We start from the raw sequence: 26,295 nt of genomic DNA, 5'->3' as shown, positions 1-26,295 counted from the left end.
GGCGCTGCTGGCCTGGGACCAGTGGGGCTCCAACCCGTCCCGCGCGGCGGGCGCGGTCACCTTCAACGTCGTGACCACGGTCTTCACCGGCGGCGCGGGCGGCGCCGCCGCGGGCGCCGGCAAGGCGGGCGCGGTCGCCAAGACCCTGTCCTTCGCGGGCAAGGCCGGGCACGCCATCGACCCGATGACGTACATCTTCAAGGGCGCGGGAGCCGGTTTCTCGAAGATCGGCGACGTGATGGCCGGCCTGAAGGGCATGGGCAAGTTCGAGGTCCCGAACATCAACCTGGACGGCGCGCTGGCGCTGCCCGAGGGAGCCGTCCACCTCCCGGACGGCGCGATCCACCTCCCGCCGGGGTCGGCCGTCCCCGACGGCGCGATCAAGCTCTCCGACGGCACCATCAAGCTCCCCGAGGGCACCACGACCTTCCCCCCGGGCACGGTCAAGCTGCCGACGCCCGACGGCACCTCGCGGTTCATAGACCTCGACGGCAACATCTACAAGGGCGACGGCAGCCTCGACCAGAGCGGCACGGCCGCCCCGAAGGAACCCTCGCCGGAGACGGGCGCGGGCGTACCGAAGACCGACGCCCCGCACACGAACCCGCCGATCAAGGCCGAGGCCGAGGTACCGCAGAAGGAACTGGTCGGCGTCGGCGGCCGCGGCGGCGAGACCGGCATCAACCTGGGCAGCAACATCTCCGGCCCGGTCCACGCGATCGACAACGGCCCCCGCAACGTCGACACCACCCCCGGCGGCCACGCCGGCGACCACACCCCCGGCGGCCACGCCCCGGACAACATGCCGCGCAACAGCGTGGACAACCCCTCCGGGGGGACCGGCGGCCCCCGCCAGGAGCCGCTGAACGACGGTGGCCACAGCCGGACTCCGTCCGGGGGCGGAGCCCACTCCGAAACGCCCGGCAGCGCCGGTCACCCCGACGGCCCGAGTGGTTCCGGGTACACCGAGGGCCCCGGTGGTGGGTCCGGCCGCACGGACGGCCCGTCCACCGGTGGTCACGAGCCTGAGGTTCCGGCCGGTGCAGGTGCGGCCGATGACGCTGTTCCGGCCGGTGCAGGAGCGGCCGACGACGCCCTTCCGGGCGGTGCAGGTGCGGCCGACGACGCCCTTCCGGGCGGTGCAGGTGCGGCCGACGACGCCGTTCCGGGCGGCGCCGCGGACGATGCGGGGTCGCCGCCGGACGGCTCCGGGCCCGGCGGAGCGACACCGGGTCCTGAGGTCGAGCCGGCCCCGATGCCGCGCGGAGGCGAGCTCGAACAGGCCGTGCGTGACGCGGTGAAGGGCATTCCCGGCGCCTCACGTCCGAAGGTTCCCGTGTTCGAACGGGTCCTCGAAGTGCTCGGGGACAACCCTCGTGGTCAGCAGGTCGCCGAGATCATCGCTTCCGGGCGCTTCAACGGCAGTGAGAACTTCGGCCAGGTCGTGTCCAGCCTGGGTGCCAAGAAGGTGCAGATGGCCGAGCCGGGAATCGATCAGATCATTCTGGCCGACGACCTGGCGCGGAGCGGGTTCGCAGGTGACCGAATCGATTTCGAGATCAAGAACGATGCGGGTGGGGACGCCGACGTACGCCTGGTGGACGATGACGGCAATGCCTTCGTCTACCAGATGAAGCGGCTCAACAACCCGCTGGATCCCGTCTCCGAGATAACCCGGGGCAAGAACCTCGGACAGCTGACCCACTCCGCGGGCGATCACCGCGTCATGCTCGTCGACGGGCAGGGTAGCGTCGCCAAGTGGACAGCCGACGGTGCTGTCGACAGGCTGATGGAGATCCACCAGAACGGTCGCGGCCGCTTCGAGGCCGGCAAGGACGTGACCTTCGTCATCCGGCTCGACGACGGGACGCTGGTCGTTCCCCCGGGCTCAAAGACCGATCCGAAGGACATGCTGTGATCACCACGGACCCTGTAGGCGAATGGTTCTGGGAGACGACGACCGCCGTCTCCGGGCAGCAGGGAGCGGACGGGGCGCTCCGTCTCTTCGACCGGATCCATTCCCTCGGTTCCGGCCTCGGTCTCGTCGACGGCTGGGGACACGGGGGCGTCAAGGTCGTCACGCTGCAGGCGCCGCGGGAGACGCGGTACGAGTGGGAGGGGAACGGGCGCCTCGACGGCGCCGTGGAGGAGAGCCGGGCGTGGTTCGACCATGACGCGACGCTGCACCTCTGGAGCGTGCTGCCCGGCGCATGGCTGGACTCCGACGGCGGGGCGCATCGCTCCGAGCGTCTCTTCGCGTTGCGGCTGTTGCTCTGGCCCGGCGGGCACACCGTCGTGTCGCTGGCGGCGTACTCCGATGCCTGGATGACCCTGGACCTGAGGGAACGCCCGCAGCCCGCGGTCGCCGCGGCGAACGCGCCGCGTCTGGCATCCCTGTTGCGGGGCGTTTCCGAGCTGCTGGGAGCCGAGGTCGATCCCGGCGATCCCACCTACTACGGCAGGCCCACCGCTGCCGGCTTCGAGGACCTCTCGGAGGAGGGCACCGACTACACCGACCCCTGGAGCACCTTCGCCGTACCGGCCAGGTGGCAGCGCATGCTGCGCCTCCTGCCGAAGGACTACCAGGAGCAGTCCTACGAGGCGTTCACCGACGGTCCGGTCAAGTACATCGAGGTTCGCCGGAGCGGTGGCACCGTGGGCCTGCTCTGGGCGGGCAAGGACGGCAGCGCGGGATACGAGCCGCGCCCCGCGGCCGGGGAGATCGCCTTCACCGCCGGTGTACCCCTGCTCCTGGCCTTCGCCGAGGCGCGTCGAGCCGGATCGGCCGCACTCGACGCTCTCGCAACGGCGGCACGGTCGGAGTCCGAACGGTCGGGGTCCGACGCCGAGGTCCGTGACGCGCCCTCGCTCGACGCCCTGCAGGAATGGGCGGGCAGCTGACCTCCGCGTGCGGCGTTCTACGGGTGGGGCGACCGTCCGCGCGGACGACGGGGGCGGCAGCCCCGACCTGACGGGCATCCTGCCCGGGGCCGGCCGCCGCCGCCCTGCTCCGGCCGGTCCCGAACCCGGGCGGGCGTCGCCCCCTCCCGGCCGGAACCGGCGCTGACTCAGGGCTCCTCGCGGTGACTCACGGCTCCTCGCCGTGCATCACCTCTACGCGGTGACTCACCTCTACGCGGTGACTCACGCATCCTCGTGGTGGCTCACGCATCCTCGTGGTGGGCCTGCGTGATGAGGTCCGTGGCGACCTCCAGGGCGGCCAGGCGGGTCTCCTCCGGGTCGCCCTCGACGTGCTGGAGGAACATCATCCCGGCGTGCAGCGTGAACAGGGCGCTGACGCAGCGCACCTGGTCCGTCAGCGGGCCGTCGTCCGTGCGCAGCAGCTCCACCAGGCGGTAGAGCCGCTTCTTCACCGTGTCGCCGATGCTCAGCTCGCGCGTCGTCGCCTGGTTCTCCTGCATGAAGCGGTACAGCGCGGCGCCCGCCGCCATCGCCTCGCTGTAGCGGCGCAGCACCTCGCGCTTGGTCTCCAGGGTGCGCGGCTGCTGTTCGGCCCACTTGATCAGCTCGTCGATGGGACGCGTGACGTCCTCGAAGAGGCTGATGATGATGTCTTCCTTGGTCTTGAAGTGGTAGTACAGCGCCGCCTTCGTGACCTCCAGCCGCTCCGCGATCTCGCGCAGCGACGTCTTCTCGTACCCCTGCTCGACGAAGAGCTCCAGTGCGATGTCCTGGATGCGCTGGCGCGTGTCGCCACGACGGCGCTGTGGACTGCTGCTGGACATGACTCTCCTCGATTACTTACTTGACGCCCGGCAAGTTACGGGTCTACGGTCCCCAGTGTAGTGAACTAGCCGGGCGGCAAGTAAGTGCCGTTCCGGCAGGCAGTGCACAGGGGAGTGGACAGGAAATGGTGGAGACAAGCAAGCCCGCGGAGACCTCGCAGGAGGTGAAGCCACGCAGCGTGCGGGTCGTCCTCATGGCCCTCATGATCGCAATGTTGCTGGCGATGCTCGACAACATGATCATCGGTACGGCGATGCCCACCATCGTCGGCGAGCTCGGCGGCCTGGAACACCTGTCCTGGGTGGTGACCGCATACACCCTGGCCACGGCCGCCTCCACCCCCATCTGGGGCAAGATCGGCGACATGTACGGCCGGAAGGGTTCCTTCCTCACCTCGATCGTCATCTTCCTGATCGGCTCCGCGCTCAGCGGCATGGCCCAGGACATGGGCCAGCTCATCGGCTTCCGCGCGGTCCAGGGCCTCGGCGCCGGCGGTCTGATGGTCGGCGTCATGGCGATCATCGGCGACCTGATCCCGCCCCGCGAGCGCGGCAAGTACCAGGGCATGATGGCCGGCGTGATGGCCCTCGCCATGATCGGCGGCCCGCTCGTCGGCGGCACCATCACCGACCACATGGGCTGGCGCTGGTCCTTCTACATCAACCTGCCCCTCGGCGCCGTGGCCCTGGCCATGGTGACCGCCGTACTGCACCTGCCCCAGCAGGCCGAACGGCAGCGCCCGAAGATCGACTACCTCGGTGCGGCGCTGCTCACCGTCGCGATCACCTCCACCGTGCTGGTCACCACCTGGGGCGGCACCGAGTACGCCTGGGGCTCCGCCGAGATCATCGGCCTGATCGCGATCGGCGTGCTGTCGACCGCCGCGTTCCTCTACGTGGAGACCAAGGCGGCCGAGCCGGTCATGCCGCTGCACATCTTCCGCAGCCGCAACTTCACCCTCATGTCGGTGATCGGCTTCCTGGTCGGCTTCGCCATGTTCGGCGGCGTGCTCTACCTCCCGCTGTTCCAGCAGTCGGTCCAGGGCGCCTCCGCCACCAACTCGGGCCTGCTGCTCCTGCCCATGCTGCTCTCGATGATGGCCGTCTCGCTCGTCGCCGGACGCGTCACCACCAACAGCGGCAAGTACAAGATCTTCCCGATCGTCGGTGGCGGCCTCATGGTCGTCGGCATGTTCCTGCTCGCCACCATGGACACCGGCACCACCCGCCTCGTGTCCGGCCTCTACATGGCGGTCCTCGGCGCCGGGCTCGGCTTCCTGATGCAGATCACCATGCTGGTCGCGCAGAACAGCGTGGAGATGAAGGACATGGGCGTCGCGTCCTCCTCGGCCACCCTCTTCCGTACGCTCGGCGGCTCCTTCGGCGTGGCCCTGATGGGTTCCCTCTTCACCTCCCGGGTCACGGACACCATGTCCGAGCGCCTGGGCCCGGAGGCCGCCGGGGCCGCGGGCTCCGCACAGTTGGACGCCGCGAGCCTGGCCAAGCTGCCGGAGGCCGTGCGCGAGGCCTACCAGCACGCCGTCGCCGCCGGCACGCACTCCGCGTTCCTGCTCGGTGCGGCCGTCGCCGTACTGGGCTTCCTGGCGGCCTGGTTCGTCAAGGAGGTCCCGCTCCGGGGCGCCGGTCCGGCCCCGGCCGACGCCAAGTCCGCCCCCGCCGAGGCCAAGTCCGCCCCGGTCGACGCCACGTCGGCTCCCGCGGCGCAGGGATCCCTCGCGCACTGACCCCGCGGCGCGCGATCCCGGCCCCGGTGGACCCCGTGTCCGCCGGGGCCGGATCGTTTTCCGCCATCCCTGTCCGGGAAGGATCGGTGGGCGATCAAGGACCAAAGTCCCATCAGTCCCATCGGTCCTGTCAGTCCCATTACGGGGAATTTATGGCCGGTTTGGCTGGAACTCCTCTGCGGCGGCGAACGTCCTGATCGACAGAACGCTCGCACAGCGGATGGGGAGTGGACGGTTCATGGGTTTCTCGACGTGCACGAACAGGAAAGGCGTCCGGGCCGGTGCGGCCGTCGTCGCGTCCGCCGTCGCCGTGGCGGCGACGGTCTGGGGAGTCGCGGCCCTCGTGGAACCGGGGAGCGCCGGCGCAGCCTCCCGCCAGAGCGTGTCCGGGCCGGACGGGACCGACACCTCGGGCGGCGGACGGGCGGGCCGGTCGGGCCCCGGACAGGGCATACCCGAAGGGATAGCCCACTCCTCGGAGAGCGGCGGCAACACCGTCAACATCACCATCGACGACGGCCCCGACCCGCGCTGGACCCCCCAAGTGCTCGACGTCCTGCACAAGTACGACGTCAAGGCGACCTTCTGCATGGTCGGACCCCACGCCAAGGCGCACCCCGACCTCGTCAAGAAGGTCGTCGCGGCCGGCCACAGGCTCTGCGACCACACCATGGACCACGACACGACCATGGACAAGAAGCCCGTCGACTACCAGGAACGACAGATCCTGGACGCGAAGAAGCTCATCGAGGAGGCCGCGGGCAACGGCGCGAAGGTGGAGTACTACCGGGCCCCCGGCGGCGCGTTCACCCCGGACAGCCGCCGCATCGCCGCCGCGAACGGGATGCGCCCGCTCGGCTGGAACGTCGACACCAAGGACTTCCAGAAGCCGGGCACGGCCGCCATAGTCGACGCCGTCAAGCGCGAGATCGGCAACGGTCCGACGGTCCTCTTCCACGACGGCGGCGGCAACCGCGCGCAGACCGTCGAGGCCCTCGACCAGGTGCTGGCCTGGCTCCGGGACCAGGGCCGGCCGACCGGCTTCCCGGTCCGCACCGCCCCCGACGCCCCGTGAGCCGTGCCCCGGGTCCCGCCCGCTCCCCACGGACCGGCCACCGCTTCCGACAGGCCGGCCGGCGCTCCTGACACGCCGTCCGGCGCGCGAACGGGTGAGGATCGCCGAAGCGGACCCGCCCGCGTTGTTACCTGGTCGGGCACGGACGCACGTACGCCCGACCAGGAGGCTCCTGTGGCCATCGCCCCCGGCAAACTCTCCGACCCCGTGGTCGGCGCCCTCGTCTCTGCCGTCAACGCGCACGACAAGGACGCCTTCCTGAAACTGCTGACAGCCGACGCGACCATGTCGGACGACGGAACGGACCGCGACCTCCACGAGTGGATCGACCGCGAGATCTTCGACTCCAGCGGCCACATGGACGTCCAGTCCGAGTCCGACGGGGGCCGCGCCCTCGTCGTCAACTACCGCAACGACACCTGGGGCGAGATGCGCACCGCCTGGCGCTTCACCATCGCCCCCGGCGGCGGCCGCATCAGCCGCTTCGAGACCGGCCAGGCCTGATCGGCCCAGGCCCGATCCGCCCAGGCCCGATCCGCCCCGGCCGGTCTACAGGCTCCGCGCCACCTCCAGCACCGCCGCCGTCAGACGCCCGTTCTCGGGGGCGATCCCGCCCGGGAAGCCGAAGCGGCGGCGCGTGTACCCGTACGCGACGCCCGTGACCGGGTCCGCGAAGCCCTGCGCGCCCGCCGCACCGCAGTGCCCGAAGGCCAGCGGACCGACCGCGGGCTGCCGCTCGAAGCCCAGCCCGAAGTGGTCCGTCTCCCCGGTCAGCACCTCCTGCCCCGGCGTGTGCAGCCGGGCGAACTCCGCCGCCGTCTCCGGCTTCAGCAGCGCCGGCCGGGAACCCACCTCGCTGATCGCCGCCGCGTACAGGCCCGCGACGCCGCGCGCCGAGCCGATGCCGCCCGCGGAAGCCGGGCCCAGCTCCCGCGTGCGCGGGTGGTTGGCGTGCGTGACCAGGTCCATCGGCGGCTCACGGTGCCAGTTGAAGGCCACCGCCAGCAGCTCGGGCACCGGCCCGGCCGCCGCCTCCGCCGCGGCCTGCTCCGGCGTCCGCAGCATCTCCAGGACCGGCTTCCAACGGCCCTCCTCCGAAGCCGGGAGCCCCATGTAGAGGTCCAGCCCGTACGGGGCGCGCACGCGCTCCTCGTACAGCTCCCGGAGCGTCCTGCCCGTCGCACGGCGCACCACCTCGCCGGTCAGCGCACCGATCACGAAGGCGTGGTAGCCGTAGGCCGTCCCCGGCTCCCAGTACGGCTTCTGCCGGGCCAGCCGGGCGGCGATCAGCGCGTCGTCCGCGATCTCGTCGTAGTCGAAGCCCCCGTCCACGTTGATCAGCCCCGACTGATGGCTCATCAGCCGGCGCACCGTCAGCCGCTCCTTGCCGTCCCCGGTGAACTCCGGCCAGTACGCCGACACCGGCCGGTCCAGATCCAGCGTGCCGTCCTGCACGAGCAGCGCCACCACCAGGTACGCGGCGCCCTTGGTGATCGAGAAGACGCCGCTGAGGGTGTCCCCGTCGGTGTCCTCGCCGGCCCACAGGTCGACGACGCGCCGGCCCCGGTGGTGGACGGCGAGCTGGGCCTCGGGCGAATGCGGTTCGGCCGCCGCGAACGCCGCGAACTCCTCCCGCACCCGCTCCCAGCCGGCCGCCACCGTGCCGTTCACACCGACGCCCGCACCCGCTCCCGCGCTCCCGTTCCCGCTCGCGTTCCCGCCCATCGCATCCCCCTCGGATCGGATCCTCGTTCCGCTGCTCCCGAACCGGAGTCGATCATCGGATATTCCGGTGATCGAGGACTCCCGTACGGGTGAAAGGCCGGACGACGTCGTTCCGGCCCGCGCCGGGGCCCCGTTGGGCGGGGCATGAAGCGCACCCGCACCGCCGCTCTCGCCCTCGCCACCGCCGCCGCGGCCCTCGCCCCCGCCCTCCTGCCGCAGGCCACCGCCGCGGAGGGGGCGTACCTCCAGGACCCGGCGGGCGGCGAGAAGACCATGAAGTCGATGTGGACCGAGGACGAAATGCACAAGGTGGAAGGGCAGTTCCGCTTCCACCCCGGGGTCCGCTACAAGACGGTCGGCCGCCCCGGCCACGCGGCCGCGCCGGACCACGAGCGGAAGGTCGGCGACCCGAAAACGCTGGCGTGGGAACCCTCGTACGAGTTCGCCTGGTCGGTGTCGGACTCGACGGTGGTCAAGAAGGCGCTGACGGTCAAGGAGGGCGAGCACCCGATCGTCGTGCACGCCGTGCTGCGCCGCGCGGACCGGTCCGAGGTGGCGCAGGTGCGCAAGGAGCTGACCGGGAAGCCGGCGACGGGGCGGGAGAAGGTCGCGGGGAACAAGCGGATCGCCTGCGACACCGGCGAGTACACGGTGGAATGGTCGGTCACGCGCTCGGGCTACGGGACGCTCCACGGCTCCCTGCGCTGGAACTCCAGCTGCGAGCAGTACCGGACGGCGTTCTCCCAGGACCACGGGAAGCAGCGCTGAGGCTTCCGCCGGGGGCCGGCCGCCCCGCGCACCTCGTGAGTGCTCGGCGGGCGACTGGGCCGCGGCCCCGGATCGAGGGCCGTAGTGGCCATGGTGCCGCACGGGGTGGTCTGCGGCCCGGGTCGAAGGTCCCGTGTCGTGGGGGACTTCAGTGCGAACTTCAGTGCTTCTTGGAGGCCTGGGCGGCCTGCGCGGCGATGTCCTCCAGGACGCCCTTGGGGTTGCCGGTCGGTTCCACGGCCCGTCCGATGTTGCGCTTGATGGTGTCGCTGACCGTCACCCAGGACGGGTCGTTGACCGGGTAGAGCTGAGCGCCGCGCAGCGCGTTCAGGAACTGCTGGTCGTTCTTGTCGAGCCCGCCGCCTGCCGGGGTGCGCGAGGCGGTCACGGTGGACGGCAGCAGGTGGTAGCGGCTCGCGAAGTCCGTGAGGTTCCTGTCCTGGTAGACGAAGTCCAGGAACTTGCCGATCTCCGCGCGCTTGCCGTTCTGCTTGAAGGCCATCATCCAGTCGGCCACGCCGACGGTCGGCGGGGTCTCCCCGGTGCCCAGGTCGTCCGAGACGGGCATGGTGGTGGTGACGACGTTGATGCCCTTGGCGCGCGCCTCGTGGGCGAGCGAGGGGTAGCCGTTGAGCATGCCCTCGGCGTGCGCCTCCTCCGGGCCGAGCGGCAGCGCGTACGGGTACTTCACGCCCTTGTCCTTGAGGGCCTTGGCGGCGGCCTTGAGGTCCGACCAGGTTCTGGGGGCCTCCTTGACGCCGGCCTTGGCGAACAGCGCCTCGTTGTAGAAGAGCAGCCGGCTGCTCGCCACGAAGGGCAGGCCGTAGAGGGTGCTGCCCACCGAGCCCGCGTCGGCCAGCGGCTGGAGGAAATTCGCCTCGGCGGTGACCGGGAGGAGTTCGTCCGCGGCATAGAGCTCGCCCCGGGCGGCGAAGTCCGAGTAAGAGCCCATGAGCGCCATGTCGGGCGCCTTGCCGGCCTTGACCATGCGGGATACTTCGCGGTCGATGTCGGCCCACGGCAGGAGCTTTACCTCTACCTTGATTCCCGGGTTCTCCTCGGTGAAATCAGCCGTCACCTTGTCCCAGAACGGCTTGGAACTGGTGGCCGGGCTGTCGCCGTATTCGGCGGCGACCAGCTGCAGCGTCCCGTCGCCACCTGCGCCGTCTCCGGAACCGCCGCATCCGGCCAGTGGTATCAACAGGCCGAGCACGGACGCGGTCGCGGTCGTGCCGAAAATTCTCCGTCGCACGGGTGTATTCCCCTGAATTTCTTTTGTGTCTCGTTATTGCTTATGGGTTGCTCCGGGCAGGGTGATCCCTCGATGGCCCGTTGGCCGGAATTCTCTCCTGAGGGAGGGGTGGTTGATTCCACGGGGGTCTTACTTGTGGTCAATGCTCCAAGTGGCGCTTTTCCGAATGGTGTTTTCCGATATGCGATCGATAAAGTAGACGCGCGTAGACATACCGAAAAGCCCGTTTCCGGCCGGGAAACGGGCTTTTCGGTGTCGTGGCGGGGGACCGGTGGGGTCAGTCGGCGAATTCGCCCGCGTACGGGTCGGGCTCACCCGTCTCCGGGTTGCGGCCCTCCTGCCAGCGCCGCTGCGCCTTGCGCCAGTGCACGAAGCTCAGGTGGCCGCCGTCCCAGAACGTGATGCCGACCGGGCTCACGTCGAACTCGTCGGAGCACAGCCGGTAGAGGAACTCGGCCATGCCGTACGGGTACACGGCGAAGGAGTCGGCGGTGTGCCGGCCGCACACCAGGACCGGCCAGCGGTCCGGATCGGGGTCGGAGGTCAGCCAGCACAGGATGTCCGAGCCGCCGGTGACACCCCAGGCGATGATCGACTCCGGGTCCACATCGAAGGCCGAACGACCGCCCTCCGCCTCCCACACCTGCCGGGCGTTGTCCGTCTCCTCGGCCATCCCGGCCGGATCCCACTGGAGTCCGGGCTTGGGCAGCGGCAGCAGGATGCTGGCCTCGCCGTTGATCGAGCCGGCGCCGAACCGGCCCATGAACGCGATGAAGTCCGCCGGGAACCGGGTCCCCCAGACCGCCTCGGCAGCGCGCCAGTCGATGTCCTCGTCGGCGCCGTGCGTCGCCGGCATGATCTGCTCCAGCGCCTTGATCCGCGCGTTCTCCGTCATGCCGCTCCCCTACTGCCCCAGCTCAACCGCCCCAACCTACTGCCGGCGCCGGGCTCCTCCTAGACGGTGTCCACCTCCAGCGTGGTCCCGGCCGTCAGTCCCCAGCCGGCCATGGCGCCGGCCGCCGCCTCCAGGACGTGCCGGGCGCGCATCCGGGGCCGCCCGAGCCGGCCGGGGGCCATGGTGACCACGCCGAGCACCCGCAGGTTCCGGTCCAGGTACGCCACGTCGATCGCGAACCGCATCCGGAAGGTGTGCACGCTCGCCGCGGGGGTCAGCAGCATCGCCCCGTCGATCCCGTCCCGGCCGAGCAGCCCCCGCGTCCTCGCCCGGTAGGAGGCGGCGACCTCCAGCGGGATCCGCGTCGGGTCCGTGCCGACCCGCAACGCGGCGGGACCGTCGTGCCAGTGCGCCATGGCGGCCACCCTAGGGGACCGCCTACCGTCGCCGAATGGGTGTGGTCGTGATCGTTGTCGCCGCCGGGTACGGCGTGGCCGCCGGACTGCTGCTGCCGCGCGCGGCCTACCGGCTGTCCGTGGAGCCGGGAGAGCCGTGGCGGGGGCACTGCCCGCAGGGGCACCGGCTGCGCGGCTGGCTCGGGCCCGCCCGCTGCCGCCCGCCCGCGCCGGAGGGCTCCGGGCCGCCGGGCTCCGGGGCGGCGCACGCGTACGGGCCGCGCGCCGTGCTCCCGGCCGCCCTGACCGCGGCGGTCTGCGCCCTGGTCGCGGCGGCCGTCGGGGTACGGCCCGAGGCGGCGGCGTACGCGGGGCTCGCGCCGCTCCTCGTCCTGCTCTCCCTGGTCGACCGGGCCGTGCACCGGCTGCCGGACGTACTGACCCTGCCGCTCGCGGCGGCGGCGGCCGCCCTGCTCGGGATCGCCGCCCTGCTGCCCGGGTCGTCCGGGTCCTGGCGGCTCGCCCTGCTCGGCGGGGGCGCGCTCGGGGCGGCGTACCTGGTGCTCCATCTGATCAACCCCGCCGGGATGGGCCTCGGCGACGTCAAGCTGGCGCTCGGGCTGGGGGTCGCTCTTGGGTGGTACGGGTGGGGGGTATGGGCTTCAGGGGCCTTCCTGGGCCTCCTTTACGGCTCGCTCTACGGCCTGGCCCTGCTGCTGCGCGGCTCCGCCACCCGTGACCAGGGCTTCGCCTTCGGGCCCTTCATGGCGGCCGGAGCACTCACCGGAGTGCTGCTGGGCGGTTTCGGAGCGTAATCATCTCGCGTCGATGCACGCAGCATGCTTTACGAAGGGTTATGGTGGAACCCCCCCCCTCGGGCCGGTCCGTATCCCCCCCACGGACCGGCCCGTTTTTCGTTCACCCGCCCCCCGCACGGGCGTTGAGGCGAAAACGCAGGTCAGCCGCGCTGGGCCCAGATGTTGGTGCCGGGGGTCGACACAGCGAAGGAGTCGATCTCCTTCAGCTCCTCCTCGGACAGCGGCGCACCGGCCAGGGCGGCCACGTTCTGCTCCAGCTGCCCCACGCTCGACGCCCCGATCAGGGCCGAGGTCATCCGCTCGTCGCGCAGCACCCACGTGAGCGCGAGCTGGGCGAGGGACTGGCCGCGGCGGGACGCGATCTCGTTCAGTCCGGCCAGCCGGCGCAGCACGTCGTCCGAGAGCAGGTCCGGGTTGAGCGACTTGCCCTGGGCGGCGCGCGAGTCGGCCGGGATCCCCTTGAGGTACTTGTCGGTCAGCAGGCCCTGCGCGAGCGGCGCGAAGGAGATGCACCCCATGCCGGCGTCCTCCAGGGCGTCCAGCAGGCCGTCCTCCTCCGTCCAGCGGTTGATCATGGAGTAGGACGGCTGGTGGATGAGCGGACGCACGCCCATGCCGCGCAGGATCCGCACGGCCTCCGCCGTCTGCTCGGCCGTGTAGGAGGAGACGCCGACGTAGAGCGCCTTGCCCTGCTGGACCGCGGACGCGAGGGCGCCCATGGTCTCCTCCAGCGGCGTCTGGGGGTCGAAGCGGTGCGAGTAGAAGATGTCGACGTAGTCCACGCCCATCCGCTTCAGCGAGGCGTCGAGCGAGCTGAGCAGGTACTTGCGGCTGCCCCACTCGCCGTACGGCCCGGGGTGCATCAGGTAGCCGGCCTTGGTCGACAGGATCAGCTCGTCGCGGTAGGACACGAAGTCCTGCGCAAAGATCTTGCCGAAGTTCAGCTCGGCCGATCCGGGCGGCGGTCCGTAGTTGTTCGCGAGGTCGAAGTGGGTGACGCCGAGGTCGAAGGCGCGGCGCAGGATCGCTCGCTGGGACTCCAGGGACCGGTCGTCACCGAAGTTGTGCCAGAGGCCGAGGGAGATGACGGGGAGCTTGAGGCCGCTGTGGCCGGTGCGCCGGTACTCCATGGAGCCGTAGCGCGAGGGCTCTGCCCGATAGGGATTGGTATCAGTCACGTTGTCCTCCCTATCACGGAGTTGTGACAGACCGAGTTGGGTACCCCATCCCGCCGCGCAGTAATGTGGCGCACTCGGGGGGACCGCAATTCGCACGGGGGCATCGCACGGAGGGGCTGGAAGATCGTGAAGCTGCGCGACCTGGTGTACAGGCTTTATGCACGCCGGGTGGAAGGCCGCCTCGACCATGACGCGGCGCCCAAGCACATCGGCGTCATTCTGGACGGGAACCGTCGCTGGGCGAAGGCGTCCGGTGGTACGACGGAGCAGGGCCACCAGGCCGGAGCCGACAAGATCTCCGAGATGCTCGGCTGGTGCACCGAGACGGACGTCGAGGTCGTCACCCTGTGGATGCTCTCCACGGACAACCTGGACCGGCCCGAGGTCGAGCTCCGCCCGCTGCTCAACATCATCGAGAACACCGTGCGGGGCCTCGCCGCGGACGGCCGCTGGCGCGTCCACCACGTCGGCAACCTGGACATCCTGCCCGCCGGGACGCAGACGGTCCTCAAGGAGGCCGAGCAGGCCACCCACGACGTCGACGGGATACTCGTCAACGTCGCCGTCGGCTACGGCGGCCGCCAGGAGATCGCCGACGCGGTGCGTTCGCTGCTGCTGGAACACGCGCGGAAGGGCACCTCCTTCGAGGAGCTCGCCGAGATCCTCGACATCGACCACATCGCCGAGCACCTCTACACGCGCGGCCAGCCCGACCCGGACCTCGTGATCCGCACCAGCGGCGAGCAGCGGCTGTCCGGGTTCATGCTGTGGCAGAGCGCGCACTCGGAGTACTACTTCTGCGAGGTCTTCTGGCCGGCCTTCCGCAAGGTCGACTTCCTGCGGGCCCTGCGCGACTACGCCGCCCGCCACCGGCGCTACGGCACCTGACGCCGGGTAGGGGGTGTCCTGCCGGTCGGGTCCGCGAGCCCGGGCCGACCGGCAGGACGCCCCTTCGGGTTCCGGCCACCCGGTTGCCCCCTCGGCCCCGTCCTCCCCTCCCCTCGAAGCCTTCACCAGGGATTCACCGAGCGTCCGTCATATGCCATGGCATGGCCTGGCCTGATCGGGGAATATCCCTTTCAGGTCGATGCCCGATCCACGGGTGTCGAGTCTCAGCGGACGGCATGGGGTCGTCCGCCCGGGAGGCCCTTTGCACCAGGACGCACGTGCGGTTCGCACGGACGCAGTGGAGGGCCGGAAATCGGCCCTGGCATGGGTGCCGATGACCGGTCCGGTCTTCATGGCCCGACCTCTTCCGAGGGGGTACGTCCTTCCGTGGTGACCAGCACAAAGCGCCGCCTGCCCGACAGGCGGACCTACGTCCTCGACACCAGCGTCCTGCTGGCAGACCCCAACGCGATCTCCCGCTTCGACGAGCACGAGGTCGTGCTCCCGATCGTGGTGATCACCGAGCTGGAGGCGAAGAGGCACCATCCCGAACTCGGCTACTTCGCGCGCCAGGCCCTGCGCCTGCTCGACGACTTCCGGGTTCGCAACGGTCGCCTGGACGCACCCATCCCGCTGGGCGATCTGGGCGGCACCCTGCGCGTCGAACTCAACCACGCAGACCCCGGCGTCCTGCCCGCCGGCTTCCGGCTGGGGGACAACGACTCCCGGATCCTCGCGGTCGCACGCAATCTCCAGGCCGAGGGCTACGACGTCACGGTCGTCTCGAAGGACCTCCCCCTGCGCATCAAGGCCTCCTCCGTGGGGCTGATCGCGGAGGAGTACCGCGCCGAGCTCGCCATCACCGACGGCGGCTGGACCGGCATGAGCGAGATCGGCCTCTCCGGGGAGCAGGTCGACCTCCTCTACTCGGAGGAGCGGCTCTACGTGCCGGAGGCGGCGGAACTGCCGGTGCACACCGGGCTGGTCCTGCAGTCCGAGCGGGGCAAGGCCCTGGGCCGGGTCACCGCGGACGGCAACGTCAGGCTCGTACGGGGCGACCGCGACGCCTTCGGGCTGCACGGGCGCAGCGCCGAGCAGCGCATCGCGCTGGACCTCCTCCTCGACCCCGAGATCGGGATCATCTCGATGGGCGGCCGGGCCGGTACGGGCAAGTCCGCGCTGGCGCTCTGCGCCGGCCTGGAGGCGGTCCTGGAACGCAGGCAGCATCAGAAGGTGATGGTCTTCCGGCCGTTGTACGCGGTCGGGGGCCAGGACCTCGGCTACCTGCCCGGCGACGCCTCCGAGAAGATGAGCCCCTGGGCGCAGGCGGTCTTCGACACGCTCTCGTCGGTCGCCGGCCGCGAGGTCATCGAGGAGGTGCTGAACCGCGGGATGCTGGAAGTCCTGCCGCTCACGCACATCCGGGGCCGCTCGCTCCACGATGCCTTCGTGATCGTGGACGAGGCGCAGTCGCTGGAGCGGAACGTCCTGCTGACCGTTCTGTCCCGGATCGGGGCCAATTCGCGGGTCGTTCTGACCCACGACGTCGCCCAGCGGGACAACCTGCGGGTCGGCCGGTACGACGGAGTGGTCGCCGTGGTCGAGAAGCTGAAGGGGCATCCGCTCTTCGCGCACATCACGCTGACGCGATCCGAGCGGTCCCCGATCGCCGCCCTGGTCACCGAGATGCTGGAGACCCTCTGATCCGGGTGGGTCCGACGACCCGGCCCGGCCGGCAGCGAAACCGGTCAAAAACCCCATAGCGGGAAGATGAGTTGGCGCCGCCCGGCAAAGGCCCCAGAGCCTAGCCGGGCGGCGTCGTGCTGCACAGCCCTTTGACGAAACAGACGGCGACATGACAGGTGTGACCTTTCCCACGCAACGGAGAATTGCCTTGCGGTGTCGAGGTCCGGCAGAGTCTGGTTTCCGTCAGGCCCCGCATACGGCACACCTGTATCTCCCGTGAGGTACGCGCAGCACCACAACTCCACAGTCGATGGCCGTATGCCGCCCGGAGTTTCACGCGGCAGCCCCCGCAGGGGAGTTGCCCACGGGCCCGCGCCTCCAGTGACCGTCGCACCACGGAGGCCAGAGTCGAGGGCACTTTTGCGCCCGCGCGGTCACTGCGGACGCTGCTGGAAGGACACCGTGTGAGCCGGATCTCGGTCCGGGGGTTCGCAGTGGCTTCGGCCACCGCGGTCACCACCGTCGGCGCAGTCGTGGGCGTTGCCACCGGCGACCCCACGAACGATCTCGAGACGACCGCGTCCGGGGCGACCCTCCTCGCAGACATCCCGGTCGGCGACCAGGCGGAAGTCCAGAGCGCGTCCCTGACGCAGCAGGCCGACACCATCGCGCACGCCGCCGATGCCGACGCCAAGCGCTCCGCCGAGGAGGCCGCCCGCCTCCAGGCCGCCGAGGACGCCAAGTCCAAGAAGGCCGAGGCGCAGAAGGCGGCCGACGAGAAGGCGAAGAAGGAACGCGAGGCGAAGGAAGTCGCCAGCCGCTCCGCCGCCCGCGACGCCGGTGACTTCGCCGTCCAGAGCTCCTACACGGTCGCTCAGGTCAAGGCCATCGCCCAGCAGATGGTCCCGGCCGGCCAGTTCCAGTGCTTCTCGAACATCATCAACCAGGAATCCACCTGGAACTACCTGGCCGTGAACAAGTCCTCCGGGGCGTACGGTCTGGTCCAGGCGCTGCCCGGTTCGAAGATGGCCTCGGCCGGCGCGGACTGGCGCACCAACCCCGCCACGCAGATCAAGTGGGGCCTGAACTACATGGAGGACCGCTACGGCAGCCCGTGCGCCGCGTGGAGCTTCCACCAGGCCAACGGCTGGTACTGACGGCCCCCGCCGCACCGCGGCGGAACAGCTCGACCCCGGGGAGCCCCGCACCGTCGTACGGTGCGGGGCTCCTCGCGTGTACGGTCATCGGGGTGCCCGTAGACGGGGGGCGGGGGAAGGAAGCGACATGGCGAAGAGGGAAGGCTGGCTCGGCCGGCTGGGCAACAGGCTGACCGCGATGGAGGCGCGGCTCAACGAGCGGCGCGCCGAGGTCGAGGCCGAGAGCGGCGATCTGCCGGAGCGGCCGCGGCCGGACGGGGCGGCTGCGAAGGCTCCCGAGCGGGCCGGCGCCCCGTCGCAGACGCATACGGCCGCCCCGGTCGCGGCGGAGCGCTACCGGCGCCCGGAGCGGCCAGACCCGGCGAGCGTGGTCCCGTGGGGGATGCGCGTCGCCGCCGAGGCCAGCTGGCGGCTGCTGCTGCTCGCCGGGATGCTCTGGGTGCTGATGAAGGTGATCAGCGAAGTCCGCCTGGTCGTCCTCGCGTTCGCGGCCGCCATGCTCGTCACCGCGATGCTCCAGCCCTTCGTCGTCCGGCTGCGCAGACTGGGCATGCCCCGCGGTCTGGCCACCGCCGTCACCGCGGTCCTCGGCTTCGTCGTCATCGGGCTCGTCGGCTGGTTCGTGGTCTGGCAGGTCATGGAGAACCTCGACGACCTCTCCGACCGGGTCCGCGACGGCATCAACGAACTCAAACTCTGGGCGCTGGACAGTCCGTTCCACGTGACCGAGAAGCAGATCAACGACATCGCGAAGAACCTCAGCGAGACCATCGGCACCAACACCGAGCAGATCACCTCCGCCGGCCTCCAGGGCGTGACGGTCCTCGTCGAGATCCTCACCGGCATGCTGCTCGCCATGTTCTCGACGCTCTTCCTGCTCTACGACGGCAAGCGCATCTGGAACTGGGCGCTCGGCCTGGTCCCGGCCGCCGCCCGCGCCGGAGTCGCCGGCGCCGGTCCGCGCGCCTGGCGCACGCTGACCGCGTACGTCCGCGGCACGGTCATCGTCGCCCTCATCGACGCCATCTTCATCGGCCTCGGGCTGTACTTCCTGGACGTGCCGATGGCAGTGCCGCTGGCCGTCTTCATCTTCCTGTTCGCCTTCATCCCGTTGGTCGGCGCGGTCATCTCGGGCGCTCTCGCCGTCGTCGTGGCGCTCGTGACCCAGGGGGTGTTCACCGCCCTGATGGCGCTGTTGGTGGTCCTGGCGGTGCAGCAGATCGAGGGCCATGTGCTCCAGCCCTTCATCCTCGGCCGGGCGGTACGGGTCCACCCGCTCGCGGTGGTGCTGGCGGTGGCCGCCGGCGGGATGATCGCGGGCATCGGCGGGGCGGTCGTCGCCGTTCCGCTGGTGGCCGTCACCAACACGGTGGTGGGCTACCTGAGGGCGTACTCGCGCGACCAGCACCACCTCGGGGCCGGGATGGTCGGCCCGGCGCCGCACGGCTCGACGGCGTTGGGCGTGGTACCCGACGACGAGGAGCCCGCCCGGCCGTAAGGCCCGGCCGGGCCGGGTCTGGCCGAATCGCGCGCCACCGGAGTCGAACGTTTCGGCGATACGGGCTGCCATGATCGAAGGCGTGCGGGCGCTGCCGGCGGCGCCCGGGTAGCGGCAACGACCGGGGGGGACACGCATGATCAGCGATCCGGAGCTCGACGGGGCCGGGGAGACCCGCCCCGCGCAGCAGGCGGAGCAGGTGGAGGCGCCGCCACCGCGTGGACGGGAGGCCGGCCGGGCGGGGGCGCGACGGCCGTGGCTGTGGGCGCTGGGCGGGGCCGCGCTCGCCTCGGCGGTGTGGGCGAGCGGGCTGTACGCCCTGGGGGACCGGCTCGCCGCGCCGGGCCTCTCGTACCGGGCGACGGAGAACCTGTGCCAGGACTTCGAGGCGCGGGCGCTGAGCAGGATCGCGGGGGACCTGCACCGCTACGGGCCCCGGAACCGGCAGGACGACCACCCGGCCGTGCGGCGGGCGACCTGCATGCTGCACAACGGTGAGGACGTGTCCACGCTCACCGTGCGGGCGCAGGTCGATCTGCACAGGAGGACGGATCCCGGACCCGAGTTCGACGTGCCCTCGGCCCGGTTTTTCACGGAGACGGATGCGGCGCGCACGGAGGAGGTCCGGGGGCTCGGGGAGCGCGCCCTGCTCCTCGTGGGCCTCGGGGACGGCTCGGTCGAGCTCAAAGTGCTGCACGGCGGTGCGGTGTTCACCGTCCTGGCCACCGGCACCGGCAGTGAGCCGAACACCCCGGCCGACACCGCCGCGCTCCGGGCGGCGATGGTCGAGGACGCCCGCGCGCTGATGACGGCGTTGAAGGAGTAGGTGGCGGGATGATCAGCGAGCCCGAGCTCGACGGGGCATGGGAGTCGGCGCGCCCGCCGGAGGCCGCTCAGGACGACGCGGTGCCCGCGCGGCGGCCGGGCCGGCCGTGGTGGTGGGTCGCGGTGGCCGTCGTGGTCACGTCCGCGCTGTGGGCGGGCGGGCTGTACGCCTTCGGGGACCGGATGCGGCCGGCGGGGCCGGAGGTCCGGTACGCGGTCCCGGACAACCTGTGCGAGCAGTTCGAGGCACCGGCGCTCGGGCGGGCGATGGGCGGCTTCGCGGACTCCAGCCCGAACAGGACCGGCCGGCATCCGGCCATGGACTGGGCGTCGTGCAGCTACGACGGCGGCGGCCCGGGCGGTTCGGGCGGGTTCTCCGCGGTGGTCCTGGTCGAGCTGCACAAGAAGAGCGATCCGGCGCCCGAGTTCGCGCTGGGTTCGTATGACGAACGGATCTTCGGTGCCGACGTCTCCTGGGAGGAGATGCCCGGCCTGGGGGAGCAGGCGCTGGTCCGCAGGTCCGAGGCCGGTGACGGTCTGCAGCTGCGCGTCCGTGACGGCGGCGCGGTGTTCATCGTCGAGCTGATGTTCTTCGGCACGCCGGACGCGGAGACCGACACGAGGGCGGCCCCGTCGGCACGGCCCGACCAGGACACTCTGACGGCGGCGGCCGTCGAGGACGTGCGGGCGCTGATGGCCGCGCTGCGCAAGGGCTGACAGCGCAAAGGGCCGACAGCGCAGGGGCCCCGCGACCGGAAACGGTCGCGGGGCCCCTGCGTCGTACGGGATGCCGTTACTCGCCGGCGATGGCGGCCTCGGCGTCGAGGGTGACCGCGACGGCCTGGATCACCGAGGCGATCTTGAAGGCCTCCTGGATCGTCTCGCGGTCGACGCCCGCCTTGCGCAGGACCTGCTCGTGCGAGTCCAGGCACTGGCCGCAGCCGTTGATCGCGGAGACCGCGAGGGACCACAGCTCGAAGTCGATCTTCTCCACGCCCGGGTTGCCGATGACGTTCATCCGCAGGCCCGCGCGCAGGGTGCCGTACTCCGGGTCGGAGAGCAGGTGCCGCGTGCGGTAGAAGACGTTGTTCATCGCCATGACCGCGGCGGCGGACTTGGCGGCGGTGTACGCCTCCGGCGAGAGGTTCGCCTTCGCCTCCGGCTCCAGCTCACGCAGGACGCGCGGGGAGCGGGCGGCGATCGCGCAGGACAGGACCGTGCCCCACAGCTGCTGCTGCGGGAGGTCGCTGTTGCCTATCACCGAACCGAGGTTCAGCTTCAGGTCCTTGGCGAAGTCCGGGACGGACGCCTTCAGGGAGTCGAGGGACATCCGTCACTCACCGGCCAGCAGCGCGCCGGCGTCGATCGTGGCGTCGCCCTTGTTCCAGTTGCAGGGGCACAGCTCGTCGGTCTGCAGGGCGTCGAGGACCCGCAGGACCTCCTTGGGGTTACGGCCCACGGAACCGGCGGTCACCATCGAGAACTGGATCTCGTTGTTCGGGTCGACGATGAAGACGGCGCGCATCGGCAGGCCGTCCTCGCCGAGGATGCCCAGCTCGGCGGAGAGCTCGCGCTTGATGTCCGACATCATCGGGAAGGGCAGGTCGCGCAGGTCGGCGTGGTCCTTGCGCCAGGCGTGGTGCACGTACTCGGAGTCGAGGGAGAAGCCGAGGACCTGCGCGTCACGGTCGGCGAACTCGTCGTTCAGCTTGCCGAAGGCGGCGATCTCGGTCGGGCACACGAAGGTGAAGTCGAGGGGCCACGCGAAGACGACCTTCCACTTGCCCTCGTAGGTCTTGTGGTCGATCTGCGCGAACTCGGATCCGGCCTCGAGCGAGACGCAGGCGGTCAGGTCGAAGGCGGGGAACTTGTCACCAACAGTGAGCACGCGCTCTCCTTGATCAATGGAAAATGACCCTTTTTGGGGGCATTCCGAGGGGGTTGGACGTGTCTCACATGCTGGCACAGCCTGCATTGATTATGGAAATAGCTACTCTTGCTGTGGGTGATCGGAGGTACCTATCAGTGGCTGTCGGTAATAGGGGAGCGAAGCAACCGACCCTCGCTCAGTTGCGCGCCTTCGCGGCGGTCGCCGAGCACCTGCACTTCCGTGACGCCGCCGCGGCCATCGGGATGAGCCAGCCGGCGCTCTCCGGCGCCGTCTCCGCGCTGGAGGAGGCCCTCGGCGTGCAGCTGCTGGAGCGCACCACCCGCAAGGTGCTGCTCTCCCCGGCGGGCGAGCGGATCGCCGTCAGGGCGCAGGTGGTCCTCGACGCCGTCGGCGGGCTGCTGGAGGAGGCGGAGGCGGTACGGGCCCCCTTCACCGGGGTCCTGCGGCTCGGGGTGATCCCCACCGTGGCGCCCTACCTGCTGCCGACCGTGCTCGGGCTGTTCCACCGGCGCTACCCCCGCGTGGACCTGCAGGTGCACGAGGAGCAGACGAGCTCGCTGCTGGAGGGGCTGGCTGCCGGCCGTCTGGACCTGCTCCTGCTGGCGGTGCCGCTCGGCGTACCCGGCGTGAGCGAACTTCCCCTCTTCGACGAGGACTTCGTCCTGCTCGCCCCCCGCGACCACCCCCTGGCCGGACGCCGGGACATCCCGCTCGACGAACTGCGCGACCTGCAGCTGCTGTTGCTGGACGAGGGGCACTGCCTGCGGGACCAGGCCCTGGACATCTGCCGCGAGGCCGGGCGGACCACCGGGGCCGATGTCACCACGACCGCCGCCGGACTGTCCACGCTCGTACAACTGGTCGCCGGGGGACTGGGGGTGACGCTGTTGCCCCGGACCGCGCTGCGGCTGGAGACCGCCCGCAACGAGTACCTGTCGACCGGCTCCTTCGCCGAGCCCGCGCCCTCCCGGCGGATCGCCCTGGCCATGCGCACGGGGACCGCCCGTCAGGAGGAGTTCGCCGCGATCGCCGCCGCCCTGCGCGAAGCCGTACGCCCGCTCCCGGTCTGGCCCACCGACTAGGGGGAGTCGTCGGGCCGCCGGGAACGGGCGTACGGGGTCAGGGGCGCACGGGGGTCACTCCGTGCGCAGGCCGTCCGGGCGCATCATCCGCAGCAGCGGCGGCAGGCTGAGCAGGGTCACGGCGGCCACCACGCCCGCGCCGACCCCGGTCATCCCGAGCACCGACGGCCAGTCGATCCGGACCGGCTGGGCGGCCATCCCCATCAGGACGGCACCCAGGGCGGTGCCCACCGCGGCCGCCAGCACCAGGCCCAGCACGATCGGCACGGCCGTCTGCCACAGCACCGACAGGCTCAGCGTCGAGCGCTTGGTGCCGAAGGCGACCAGCGAGGACAGCAGCCGCCGTCGCTCGCGCAGCTGCTCCAGCTGCGAGACGAACAGGCTGGCGCCGATCAGGACCAGCACGGCGGCGGCGCCGAAGAACAGCCCCGTGCGGATCGAGGAGAAGCCGGCCGCCTGCTCGGTCTGGCGCAGCGTCATCGCCGTGACGAACGGGTCCGCCTTGAAGACGGCGTTGCGCGCCCGGTCCAGGGCGTCCGGACCGGACTCGTCGACCTGCACGAAGATCCGGGCGTCCGGGAAGTCGCCCAGCTGCTTCGGCGCGGCCGACGGGGTCACCAGCAGGCCGGTGCGCAGCTGTCCGGAGGGGTCCTCCCGGGCGGGGACCGTACGGGCGCCCGCCGGGACCTGCCATTTCACCGGACCGGGCCGGTCGTCCGGCTCGGACGCGTAGCGATGGACGTTGCCGACGAACAGCTCGTCGCCGGGCTTCGCCGTGCCCCCGTAGATCCCCGTGGAGGACGGGCCGGTCAGGACGAAGGCGTCGCCCTCCGTGCAGGAGTCGAGCGTGGCGACCTCCCCGAGCGCGTCGCAGGTGCCGACGGTCACCTGCAGGGTGTCCTCCTCCGCGGGCATCCGGTGGGCGGCCTGCGCGGAGGTCAGCGGGACCGCGCGGGTGACGCCCCGTACGGAGGCGATCCGCTGCGCGAGCTCGTCGATCGTCGCGTCCGACGCGCGGTTGACCATGACGGCGACGGCGGCCCTGGAGGGGTCCTGGCCGGTCGACCTGGTGTAGTCGCCCTCGACACCCGCGAAGAGCATCTGGAGGGCGATGGCCCCGGCGACGGCCACCGCGATGCCGTTGACCAGGCGGGCGGCGCTGCCGCTGCTGACCTGGAGCCGGCGTACGGCCAGCTGCCAGGAGACCGGGCCCCCGGACATCCTCCCGACGGAACGCTCCAGCAGCCAGGGCAGCAGCACCGTGATCCCGACCAGCAGGAGCACCACGCCGCCGCTGACCTGCCACTGGTTGAACCTGCCGTGGTCGTTGCCGCGGCCGTCCATGGGCACGAGCAGACCGAGCCCGACCAGCGGGAGCAGCAGCCGCCACCAGATGCGGCGCCGGGAGGGCTTGGCCGTGCGGACGACCCCGAGCGGCTCGATGACCACACCGCGCAGCGCGAACAGGGTCACGGCCACCGCCGCCGCGGGCACCGCGACGGCGACCAGGACGGCCAGCCAGGGCGCGGGGTCGAGGTCGGCGGGGAAGACGCTGCGCTGCTGGAGGCTGACGCTTGCGACCAGGGAGCGGCCGACGGCGAAGAAGCCGGTGCCCAGCACCAGTCCCACCAGGGAGCCGGCCAGTGCCTCGCCGGCCGCGATGCGGCGCACCATCCTGCTGTCCGCGCCGACCAGCCGCAGCGCGGCGAGCCTGCGGTCGCGCCGTTCCCCGCCGAAGCGGACGGCGGTCGCGATGAACACGGCGACCGGCATCAGGAGGGCGACGAAGGTCAGGACGACCATCAGCATGAGGACGGGGTCGAGGGTGTCGCGGTCCGCCTCGTAGCCGAAGCTGGTGATGCGCTCGACGCGGTGGTCCTCGGGGCCGTTCTTGGTGAGGGTGTCGCTGCCCAGGTAGAAGAGCAGTTCGCCGGGGCCGACCAGGCCCTGGTCCCCGACGATCTCGCTGACCGGTCCGTCGAGCCGTTCGCGCAGCAGGGCGCCTTCGGAGGACTTCAGCAGCTGGTCCAGGGCGGGGGAGAGGGCCAACTCGCCCGGGCCCGGGACCTTCTTCAGGCCCGGCGGCAGCGGAGCGTCCGGGCCCTCCGCCCGCAGCACGTGCCCCTCGATGTCCTTGCGGTGGTACGTCTGTCCGATCCGGGCGTACAGCAGGGTGTCGGGTCCCGGGGCGTCGGCCGTGTCGGAGTGCATCGTCGACCGTGCGTCGCCCCGCTCGTACCGGGCGGTGAGGGCCCCGGGGATGGCGGTGCTGATCAGCAGCAGTGCGACGCCGAGACCGACGCCGACCCCGGTGAGCAGGGTGCGGATCCACCCCTCGCGGCCGCCGCCGAAGGCGAAGCGGGCGCCCATGCCGAGGTCGCGGGTCCATACCTGCAGCCGGCTCATACGATCCGCTCCATGTCGCGGGACCTGCCGTCGCGCACGACGATCTCGCGGTCGGAGTACGCGGCCACGCGCGTCTCGTGCGTGACCAGCACGACGGCGGCGTTCGCGGACCGGGCGGCCTCCGTGAGCAGTTGCATGACGAGTTCGCCGTTGAGGGAGTCGAGGGCCCCGGTGGGCTCGTCGGCGAAGATCACCCGGGGGCCGGTGACGAGGGCGCGGGCGACGGCCACCCGCTGCCCCTGGCCGCCGGATATCTCGCCGGGCCGCTTGGCGCCGAGGTCCTCCACCTGGAGCTGTTCCATCCAGTGCAGGGCGGTGCGCTCGGCCTCCTTGCGCTTGACTCCGGTCAGGCGCAGCGGGAGGGCGACGTTCTCCACGCAGGTCAGTTCCGGTACGAGCTGGCCGAACTGGAAGACGAAGCCGAACTCGGTGCGGCGCAGGGCGCTGCGCTCGGCGTCGTCCATGGAGGTGAGCTCGCGGCCGGCGTAGACGATGGAGCCGGAGTCGGGCGGGACGATCCCGGCGAGGCAGTGCAGCAGGGTGGACTTGCCGGAGCCGGAGGGGCCCATGACGGCGACGACCTCGCCGGCGTGGATGGAGAACTCGGCGCCGTCGAGGGCGTTGGTGCTCCCGTACGCCTTGCGCAGGCCGGTGGCGGCGAGCAGGGAGCCCGCCGGGGCGGCCGTCATCGGCGTACCTCCTCGGCGAGCCGGCCGAGGCGGGCGGCGGTGAGCTCCAGCCACCGCAGGTCCGCTTCGAGGTGGAACAGGGCGTGGTCGCAGACCAGCTGGTCTGCGAGGTCCCCCTTGCGCTTGCGGGTCGTCAGCACGCGCATCAGGCGCAGGTGCTCGGCCCGCTGGGTGTCCAGCAGTTCGTCGGCGCGGCGGCCGGTGAGCAGGGCGAGGACGACCTTCGTGTAGAGGGTCGAATGGAGGTACGGGTCCGGCTTCTCGGGCTGGGAGAGCCAGGCCTCGACGTCGGTGATGCCGGCGTCGGTGATGGCGTACCGCTTGCGGTCGGGGCCGCCGCCGCTCTCTATGCCGTCGACCTCGACGAGGCCGTTCTTCAGCAGCCGGGACATGGTCGAGTAGACCTGCCCGTAGGCGAGGGGGCGGTCGTGGCCGAACTTCTCGTCGAAGGCCCGCTTCAGGTCGTAGCCGTGGCGCGGGCCGGCCTCAAGGAGGCCCAGGAGGGTGTGACCGATGGACATGGAGCCGACTATACATCGCGTGTATACGTTGAGTGTATAGACCTCTGGCCTGCGG

The 26,295-nt window shown here is 71.2% G+C and carries 24 protein-coding genes and 1 pseudogene; 14 read left to right on the top strand and 11 right to left on the bottom strand.

The genetic code is table 11. The features are described 5' to 3' along the window. Both IH80_RS40995 and IH80_RS0124125 read left to right on the top strand, forming a co-directional pair. A pseudogene (locus IH80_RS40995) lies at positions 1 to 1,918 on the top strand (hypothetical protein); the annotation flags it as partial. Beyond that, positions 1,915 to 2,901, top strand: a complete 987-nt coding sequence (locus tag IH80_RS0124125; RefSeq protein ID WP_030963240.1) for a hypothetical protein — start codon at positions 1,915 to 1,917, stop codon at positions 2,899 to 2,901. The pseudogene IH80_RS40995 and the gene IH80_RS0124125, both read left to right, overlap by 4 nt. A gap of 263 nt (positions 2,902 to 3,164) precedes the next feature. Here the strand turns inward: IH80_RS0124125 and IH80_RS0124120 are convergent, their stop codons facing one another. Then, positions 3,165 to 3,746: a TetR/AcrR family transcriptional regulator gene (locus IH80_RS0124120; protein WP_030963239.1), complete on the bottom strand. Its 582-nt coding sequence runs from the start codon at positions 3,744 to 3,746 to the stop codon at positions 3,165 to 3,167. A 125-nt stretch (positions 3,747 to 3,871) separates the two neighbouring features. Here IH80_RS0124120 and IH80_RS0124115 point away from each other — a divergent pair, with 125 nt between their 5' ends. The 3 genes from IH80_RS0124115 (at position 3,872) to IH80_RS0124105 (ending at position 7,070) form a co-directional block, all read left to right on the top strand. Beyond that, complete coding sequence (locus IH80_RS0124115) at positions 3,872 to 5,491, top strand: MDR family MFS transporter (protein ID WP_030963237.1); 1,620 nt, start codon at positions 3,872 to 3,874, stop codon at positions 5,489 to 5,491. A gap of 238 nt (positions 5,492 to 5,729) precedes the next feature. After that, a complete protein-coding gene (locus IH80_RS0124110; RefSeq protein ID WP_051809858.1) occupies positions 5,730 to 6,566 on the top strand; it encodes a polysaccharide deacetylase family protein in 837 nt (278 codons plus the stop codon). A gap of 174 nt (positions 6,567 to 6,740) precedes the next feature. Next, on the top strand, positions 6,741 to 7,070 hold the full coding sequence (locus tag IH80_RS0124105; RefSeq protein ID WP_030963234.1) for a hypothetical protein: 330 nt from the start codon (positions 6,741 to 6,743) through the stop codon (positions 7,068 to 7,070). A 45-nt stretch (positions 7,071 to 7,115) separates the two neighbouring features. Here the strand turns inward: IH80_RS0124105 and IH80_RS0124100 are convergent, their stop codons facing one another. Continuing rightward, positions 7,116 to 8,291: a serine hydrolase domain-containing protein gene (locus IH80_RS0124100; RefSeq protein WP_051809857.1), complete on the bottom strand. Its 1,176-nt coding sequence runs from the start codon at positions 8,289 to 8,291 to the stop codon at positions 7,116 to 7,118. A gap of 144 nt (positions 8,292 to 8,435) precedes the next feature. On the opposite strand from IH80_RS0124100, the gene IH80_RS0124095 reads away from it, so the two are divergent. After that, a complete protein-coding gene (locus tag IH80_RS0124095) occupies positions 8,436 to 9,059 on the top strand; it encodes a hypothetical protein (protein ID WP_030963231.1) in 624 nt (207 codons plus the stop codon). Between the two features lie 160 nt (positions 9,060 to 9,219). Here IH80_RS0124095 and IH80_RS0124090 read toward each other — a convergent pair whose 3' ends face one another. The 3 genes from IH80_RS0124090 to IH80_RS0124080 all read right to left on the bottom strand — a co-directional run bounded on the left by IH80_RS0124090 (position 9,220) and on the right by IH80_RS0124080 (position 11,622). Next, positions 9,220 to 10,311, bottom strand: coding sequence for an extracellular solute-binding protein (locus IH80_RS0124090; RefSeq protein ID WP_037880943.1), 1,092 nt, complete (start codon positions 10,309 to 10,311; stop codon positions 9,220 to 9,222). Positions 10,312 to 10,588: 277 nt separating this feature from the next. Next, positions 10,589 to 11,206: an SMI1/KNR4 family protein gene (locus IH80_RS0124085; protein WP_030963228.1), complete on the bottom strand. Its 618-nt coding sequence runs from the start codon at positions 11,204 to 11,206 to the stop codon at positions 10,589 to 10,591. 59 nt (positions 11,207 to 11,265) lie between these two features. Continuing rightward, entirely contained in the window at positions 11,266 to 11,622 is a 357-nt protein-coding gene (locus tag IH80_RS0124080) for a DUF192 domain-containing protein (RefSeq protein WP_030963227.1), read from the bottom strand. A gap of 35 nt (positions 11,623 to 11,657) precedes the next feature. On the opposite strand from IH80_RS0124080, the gene IH80_RS0124075 reads away from it, so the two are divergent. Next, positions 11,658 to 12,416, top strand: coding sequence for a prepilin peptidase (locus IH80_RS0124075; protein ID WP_030963226.1), 759 nt, complete (start codon positions 11,658 to 11,660; stop codon positions 12,414 to 12,416). Positions 12,417 to 12,559: 143 nt separating this feature from the next. Here the strand turns inward: IH80_RS0124075 and mgrA are convergent, their stop codons facing one another. Beyond that, entirely contained in the window at positions 12,560 to 13,597 is a 1,038-nt protein-coding gene (gene mgrA, locus IH80_RS0124070; RefSeq protein ID WP_030963224.1) for an L-glyceraldehyde 3-phosphate reductase, read from the bottom strand. Between the two features lie 126 nt (positions 13,598 to 13,723). Here mgrA and IH80_RS0124065 point away from each other — a divergent pair, with 126 nt between their 5' ends. From IH80_RS0124065 to IH80_RS0124040, 6 genes are all read left to right on the top strand, one after another. After that, positions 13,724 to 14,485, top strand: coding sequence for an isoprenyl transferase (locus IH80_RS0124065; protein WP_030850457.1), 762 nt, complete (start codon positions 13,724 to 13,726; stop codon positions 14,483 to 14,485). Between the two features lie 387 nt (positions 14,486 to 14,872). Then, entirely contained in the window at positions 14,873 to 16,189 is a 1,317-nt protein-coding gene (locus tag IH80_RS0124060) for a PhoH family protein (protein WP_030963223.1), read from the top strand. Between the two features lie 446 nt (positions 16,190 to 16,635). Next, on the top strand, positions 16,636 to 17,328 hold the full coding sequence (locus tag IH80_RS0124055; RefSeq protein WP_030963222.1) for a transglycosylase SLT domain-containing protein: 693 nt from the start codon (positions 16,636 to 16,638) through the stop codon (positions 17,326 to 17,328). A gap of 127 nt (positions 17,329 to 17,455) precedes the next feature. Continuing rightward, positions 17,456 to 18,826: an AI-2E family transporter gene (locus IH80_RS0124050; protein WP_030963220.1), complete on the top strand. Its 1,371-nt coding sequence runs from the start codon at positions 17,456 to 17,458 to the stop codon at positions 18,824 to 18,826. A 136-nt stretch (positions 18,827 to 18,962) separates the two neighbouring features. Further along, positions 18,963 to 19,652: a hypothetical protein gene (locus IH80_RS0124045; protein WP_030963219.1), complete on the top strand. Its 690-nt coding sequence runs from the start codon at positions 18,963 to 18,965 to the stop codon at positions 19,650 to 19,652. Positions 19,653 to 19,660: 8 nt separating this feature from the next. Beyond that, the gene (locus IH80_RS0124040) at positions 19,661 to 20,368 is read left to right on the top strand and encodes a hypothetical protein (RefSeq protein ID WP_030963218.1); all 708 of its coding nucleotides are present in this window, start codon (positions 19,661 to 19,663) and stop codon (positions 20,366 to 20,368) included. A 76-nt stretch (positions 20,369 to 20,444) separates the two neighbouring features. On the opposite strand, the gene IH80_RS0124035 is transcribed toward IH80_RS0124040, so the two are convergent. Both IH80_RS0124035 and IH80_RS0124030 read right to left on the bottom strand, forming a co-directional pair. Further along, on the bottom strand, positions 20,445 to 20,981 hold the full coding sequence (locus tag IH80_RS0124035; RefSeq protein WP_030850439.1) for an alkyl hydroperoxide reductase: 537 nt from the start codon (positions 20,979 to 20,981) through the stop codon (positions 20,445 to 20,447). A 3-nt stretch (positions 20,982 to 20,984) separates the two neighbouring features. Next, a complete protein-coding gene (locus IH80_RS0124030) occupies positions 20,985 to 21,539 on the bottom strand; it encodes a peroxiredoxin (protein WP_030774574.1) in 555 nt (184 codons plus the stop codon). A 92-nt stretch (positions 21,540 to 21,631) separates the two neighbouring features. Here IH80_RS0124030 and IH80_RS0124025 point away from each other — a divergent pair, with 92 nt between their 5' ends. After that, positions 21,632 to 22,624: a hydrogen peroxide-inducible genes activator gene (locus tag IH80_RS0124025; RefSeq protein ID WP_386399397.1), complete on the top strand. Its 993-nt coding sequence runs from the start codon at positions 21,632 to 21,634 to the stop codon at positions 22,622 to 22,624. Between the two features lie 54 nt (positions 22,625 to 22,678). On the opposite strand, the gene IH80_RS0124020 is transcribed toward IH80_RS0124025, so the two are convergent. Genes IH80_RS0124020 through IH80_RS0124010 form a run of 3 tightly spaced genes read right to left on the bottom strand, consistent with a single transcriptional unit; the run spans position 22,679 to position 26,240 of the window. Beyond that, positions 22,679 to 25,030, bottom strand: a complete 2,352-nt coding sequence (locus IH80_RS0124020; RefSeq protein ID WP_030963215.1) for an ABC transporter permease — start codon at positions 25,028 to 25,030, stop codon at positions 22,679 to 22,681. Continuing rightward, complete coding sequence (locus tag IH80_RS0124015; RefSeq protein ID WP_030963214.1) at positions 25,027 to 25,719, bottom strand: ABC transporter ATP-binding protein; 693 nt, start codon at positions 25,717 to 25,719, stop codon at positions 25,027 to 25,029. The genes IH80_RS0124020 and IH80_RS0124015 overlap by 4 nt, the downstream gene beginning before the upstream one ends. Further along, positions 25,716 to 26,240: a PadR family transcriptional regulator gene (locus IH80_RS0124010; protein ID WP_030963213.1), complete on the bottom strand. Its 525-nt coding sequence runs from the start codon at positions 26,238 to 26,240 to the stop codon at positions 25,716 to 25,718. Before IH80_RS0124010 ends, IH80_RS0124015 begins: the two co-directional genes overlap by 4 nt. Positions 26,241 to 26,295: the final 55 nt, after the last annotated feature.

This window comes from Streptomyces sp. NRRL S-378 (genome assembly GCF_000720645.1).
Taxonomy (GTDB): domain Bacteria; phylum Actinomycetota; class Actinomycetes; order Streptomycetales; family Streptomycetaceae; genus Streptomyces.
Note: the sequence above shows the minus strand (reverse complement) of the source record. Positions and strands in the feature narration are given on the sequence as shown.

Coding starts and splice junctions, on each gene's coding strand:
- IH80_RS0124120 (WP_030963239.1), bottom strand. CDS start 3,746: ATGTCCAGCAGCAGTCCACAGCGCCGTCGTGGCGACACGCGCCAGCGC.
- IH80_RS0124115 (WP_030963237.1), top strand. CDS start 3,872: ATGGTGGAGACAAGCAAGCCCGCGGAGACCTCGCAGGAGGTGAAGCCA.
- IH80_RS0124110 (WP_051809858.1), top strand. CDS start 5,730: ATGGGTTTCTCGACGTGCACGAACAGGAAAGGCGTCCGGGCCGGTGCG.
- IH80_RS0124100 (WP_051809857.1), bottom strand. CDS start 8,291: ATGGGCGGGAACGCGAGCGGGAACGGGAGCGCGGGAGCGGGTGCGGGC.
- IH80_RS0124095 (WP_030963231.1), top strand. CDS start 8,436: ATGAAGCGCACCCGCACCGCCGCTCTCGCCCTCGCCACCGCCGCCGCG.
- IH80_RS0124085 (WP_030963228.1), bottom strand. CDS start 11,206: ATGACGGAGAACGCGCGGATCAAGGCGCTGGAGCAGATCATGCCGGCG.
- IH80_RS0124080 (WP_030963227.1), bottom strand. CDS start 11,622: ATGGCGCACTGGCACGACGGTCCCGCCGCGTTGCGGGTCGGCACGGAC.
- IH80_RS0124075 (WP_030963226.1), top strand. CDS start 11,658: ATGGGTGTGGTCGTGATCGTTGTCGCCGCCGGGTACGGCGTGGCCGCC.
- IH80_RS0124050 (WP_030963220.1), top strand. CDS start 17,456: ATGGCGAAGAGGGAAGGCTGGCTCGGCCGGCTGGGCAACAGGCTGACC.
- IH80_RS0124045 (WP_030963219.1), top strand. CDS start 18,963: ATGATCAGCGATCCGGAGCTCGACGGGGCCGGGGAGACCCGCCCCGCG.
- IH80_RS0124040 (WP_030963218.1), top strand. CDS start 19,661: ATGATCAGCGAGCCCGAGCTCGACGGGGCATGGGAGTCGGCGCGCCCG.
- IH80_RS0124035 (WP_030850439.1), bottom strand. CDS start 20,981: ATGTCCCTCGACTCCCTGAAGGCGTCCGTCCCGGACTTCGCCAAGGAC.
- IH80_RS0124025 (WP_386399397.1), top strand. CDS start 21,632: ATGGAAATAGCTACTCTTGCTGTGGGTGATCGGAGGTACCTATCAGTG.
- IH80_RS0124020 (WP_030963215.1), bottom strand. CDS start 25,030: ATGAGCCGGCTGCAGGTATGGACCCGCGACCTCGGCATGGGCGCCCGC.
- IH80_RS0124015 (WP_030963214.1), bottom strand. CDS start 25,719: ATGACGGCCGCCCCGGCGGGCTCCCTGCTCGCCGCCACCGGCCTGCGC.
- IH80_RS0124010 (WP_030963213.1), bottom strand. CDS start 26,240: ATGTCCATCGGTCACACCCTCCTGGGCCTCCTTGAGGCCGGCCCGCGC.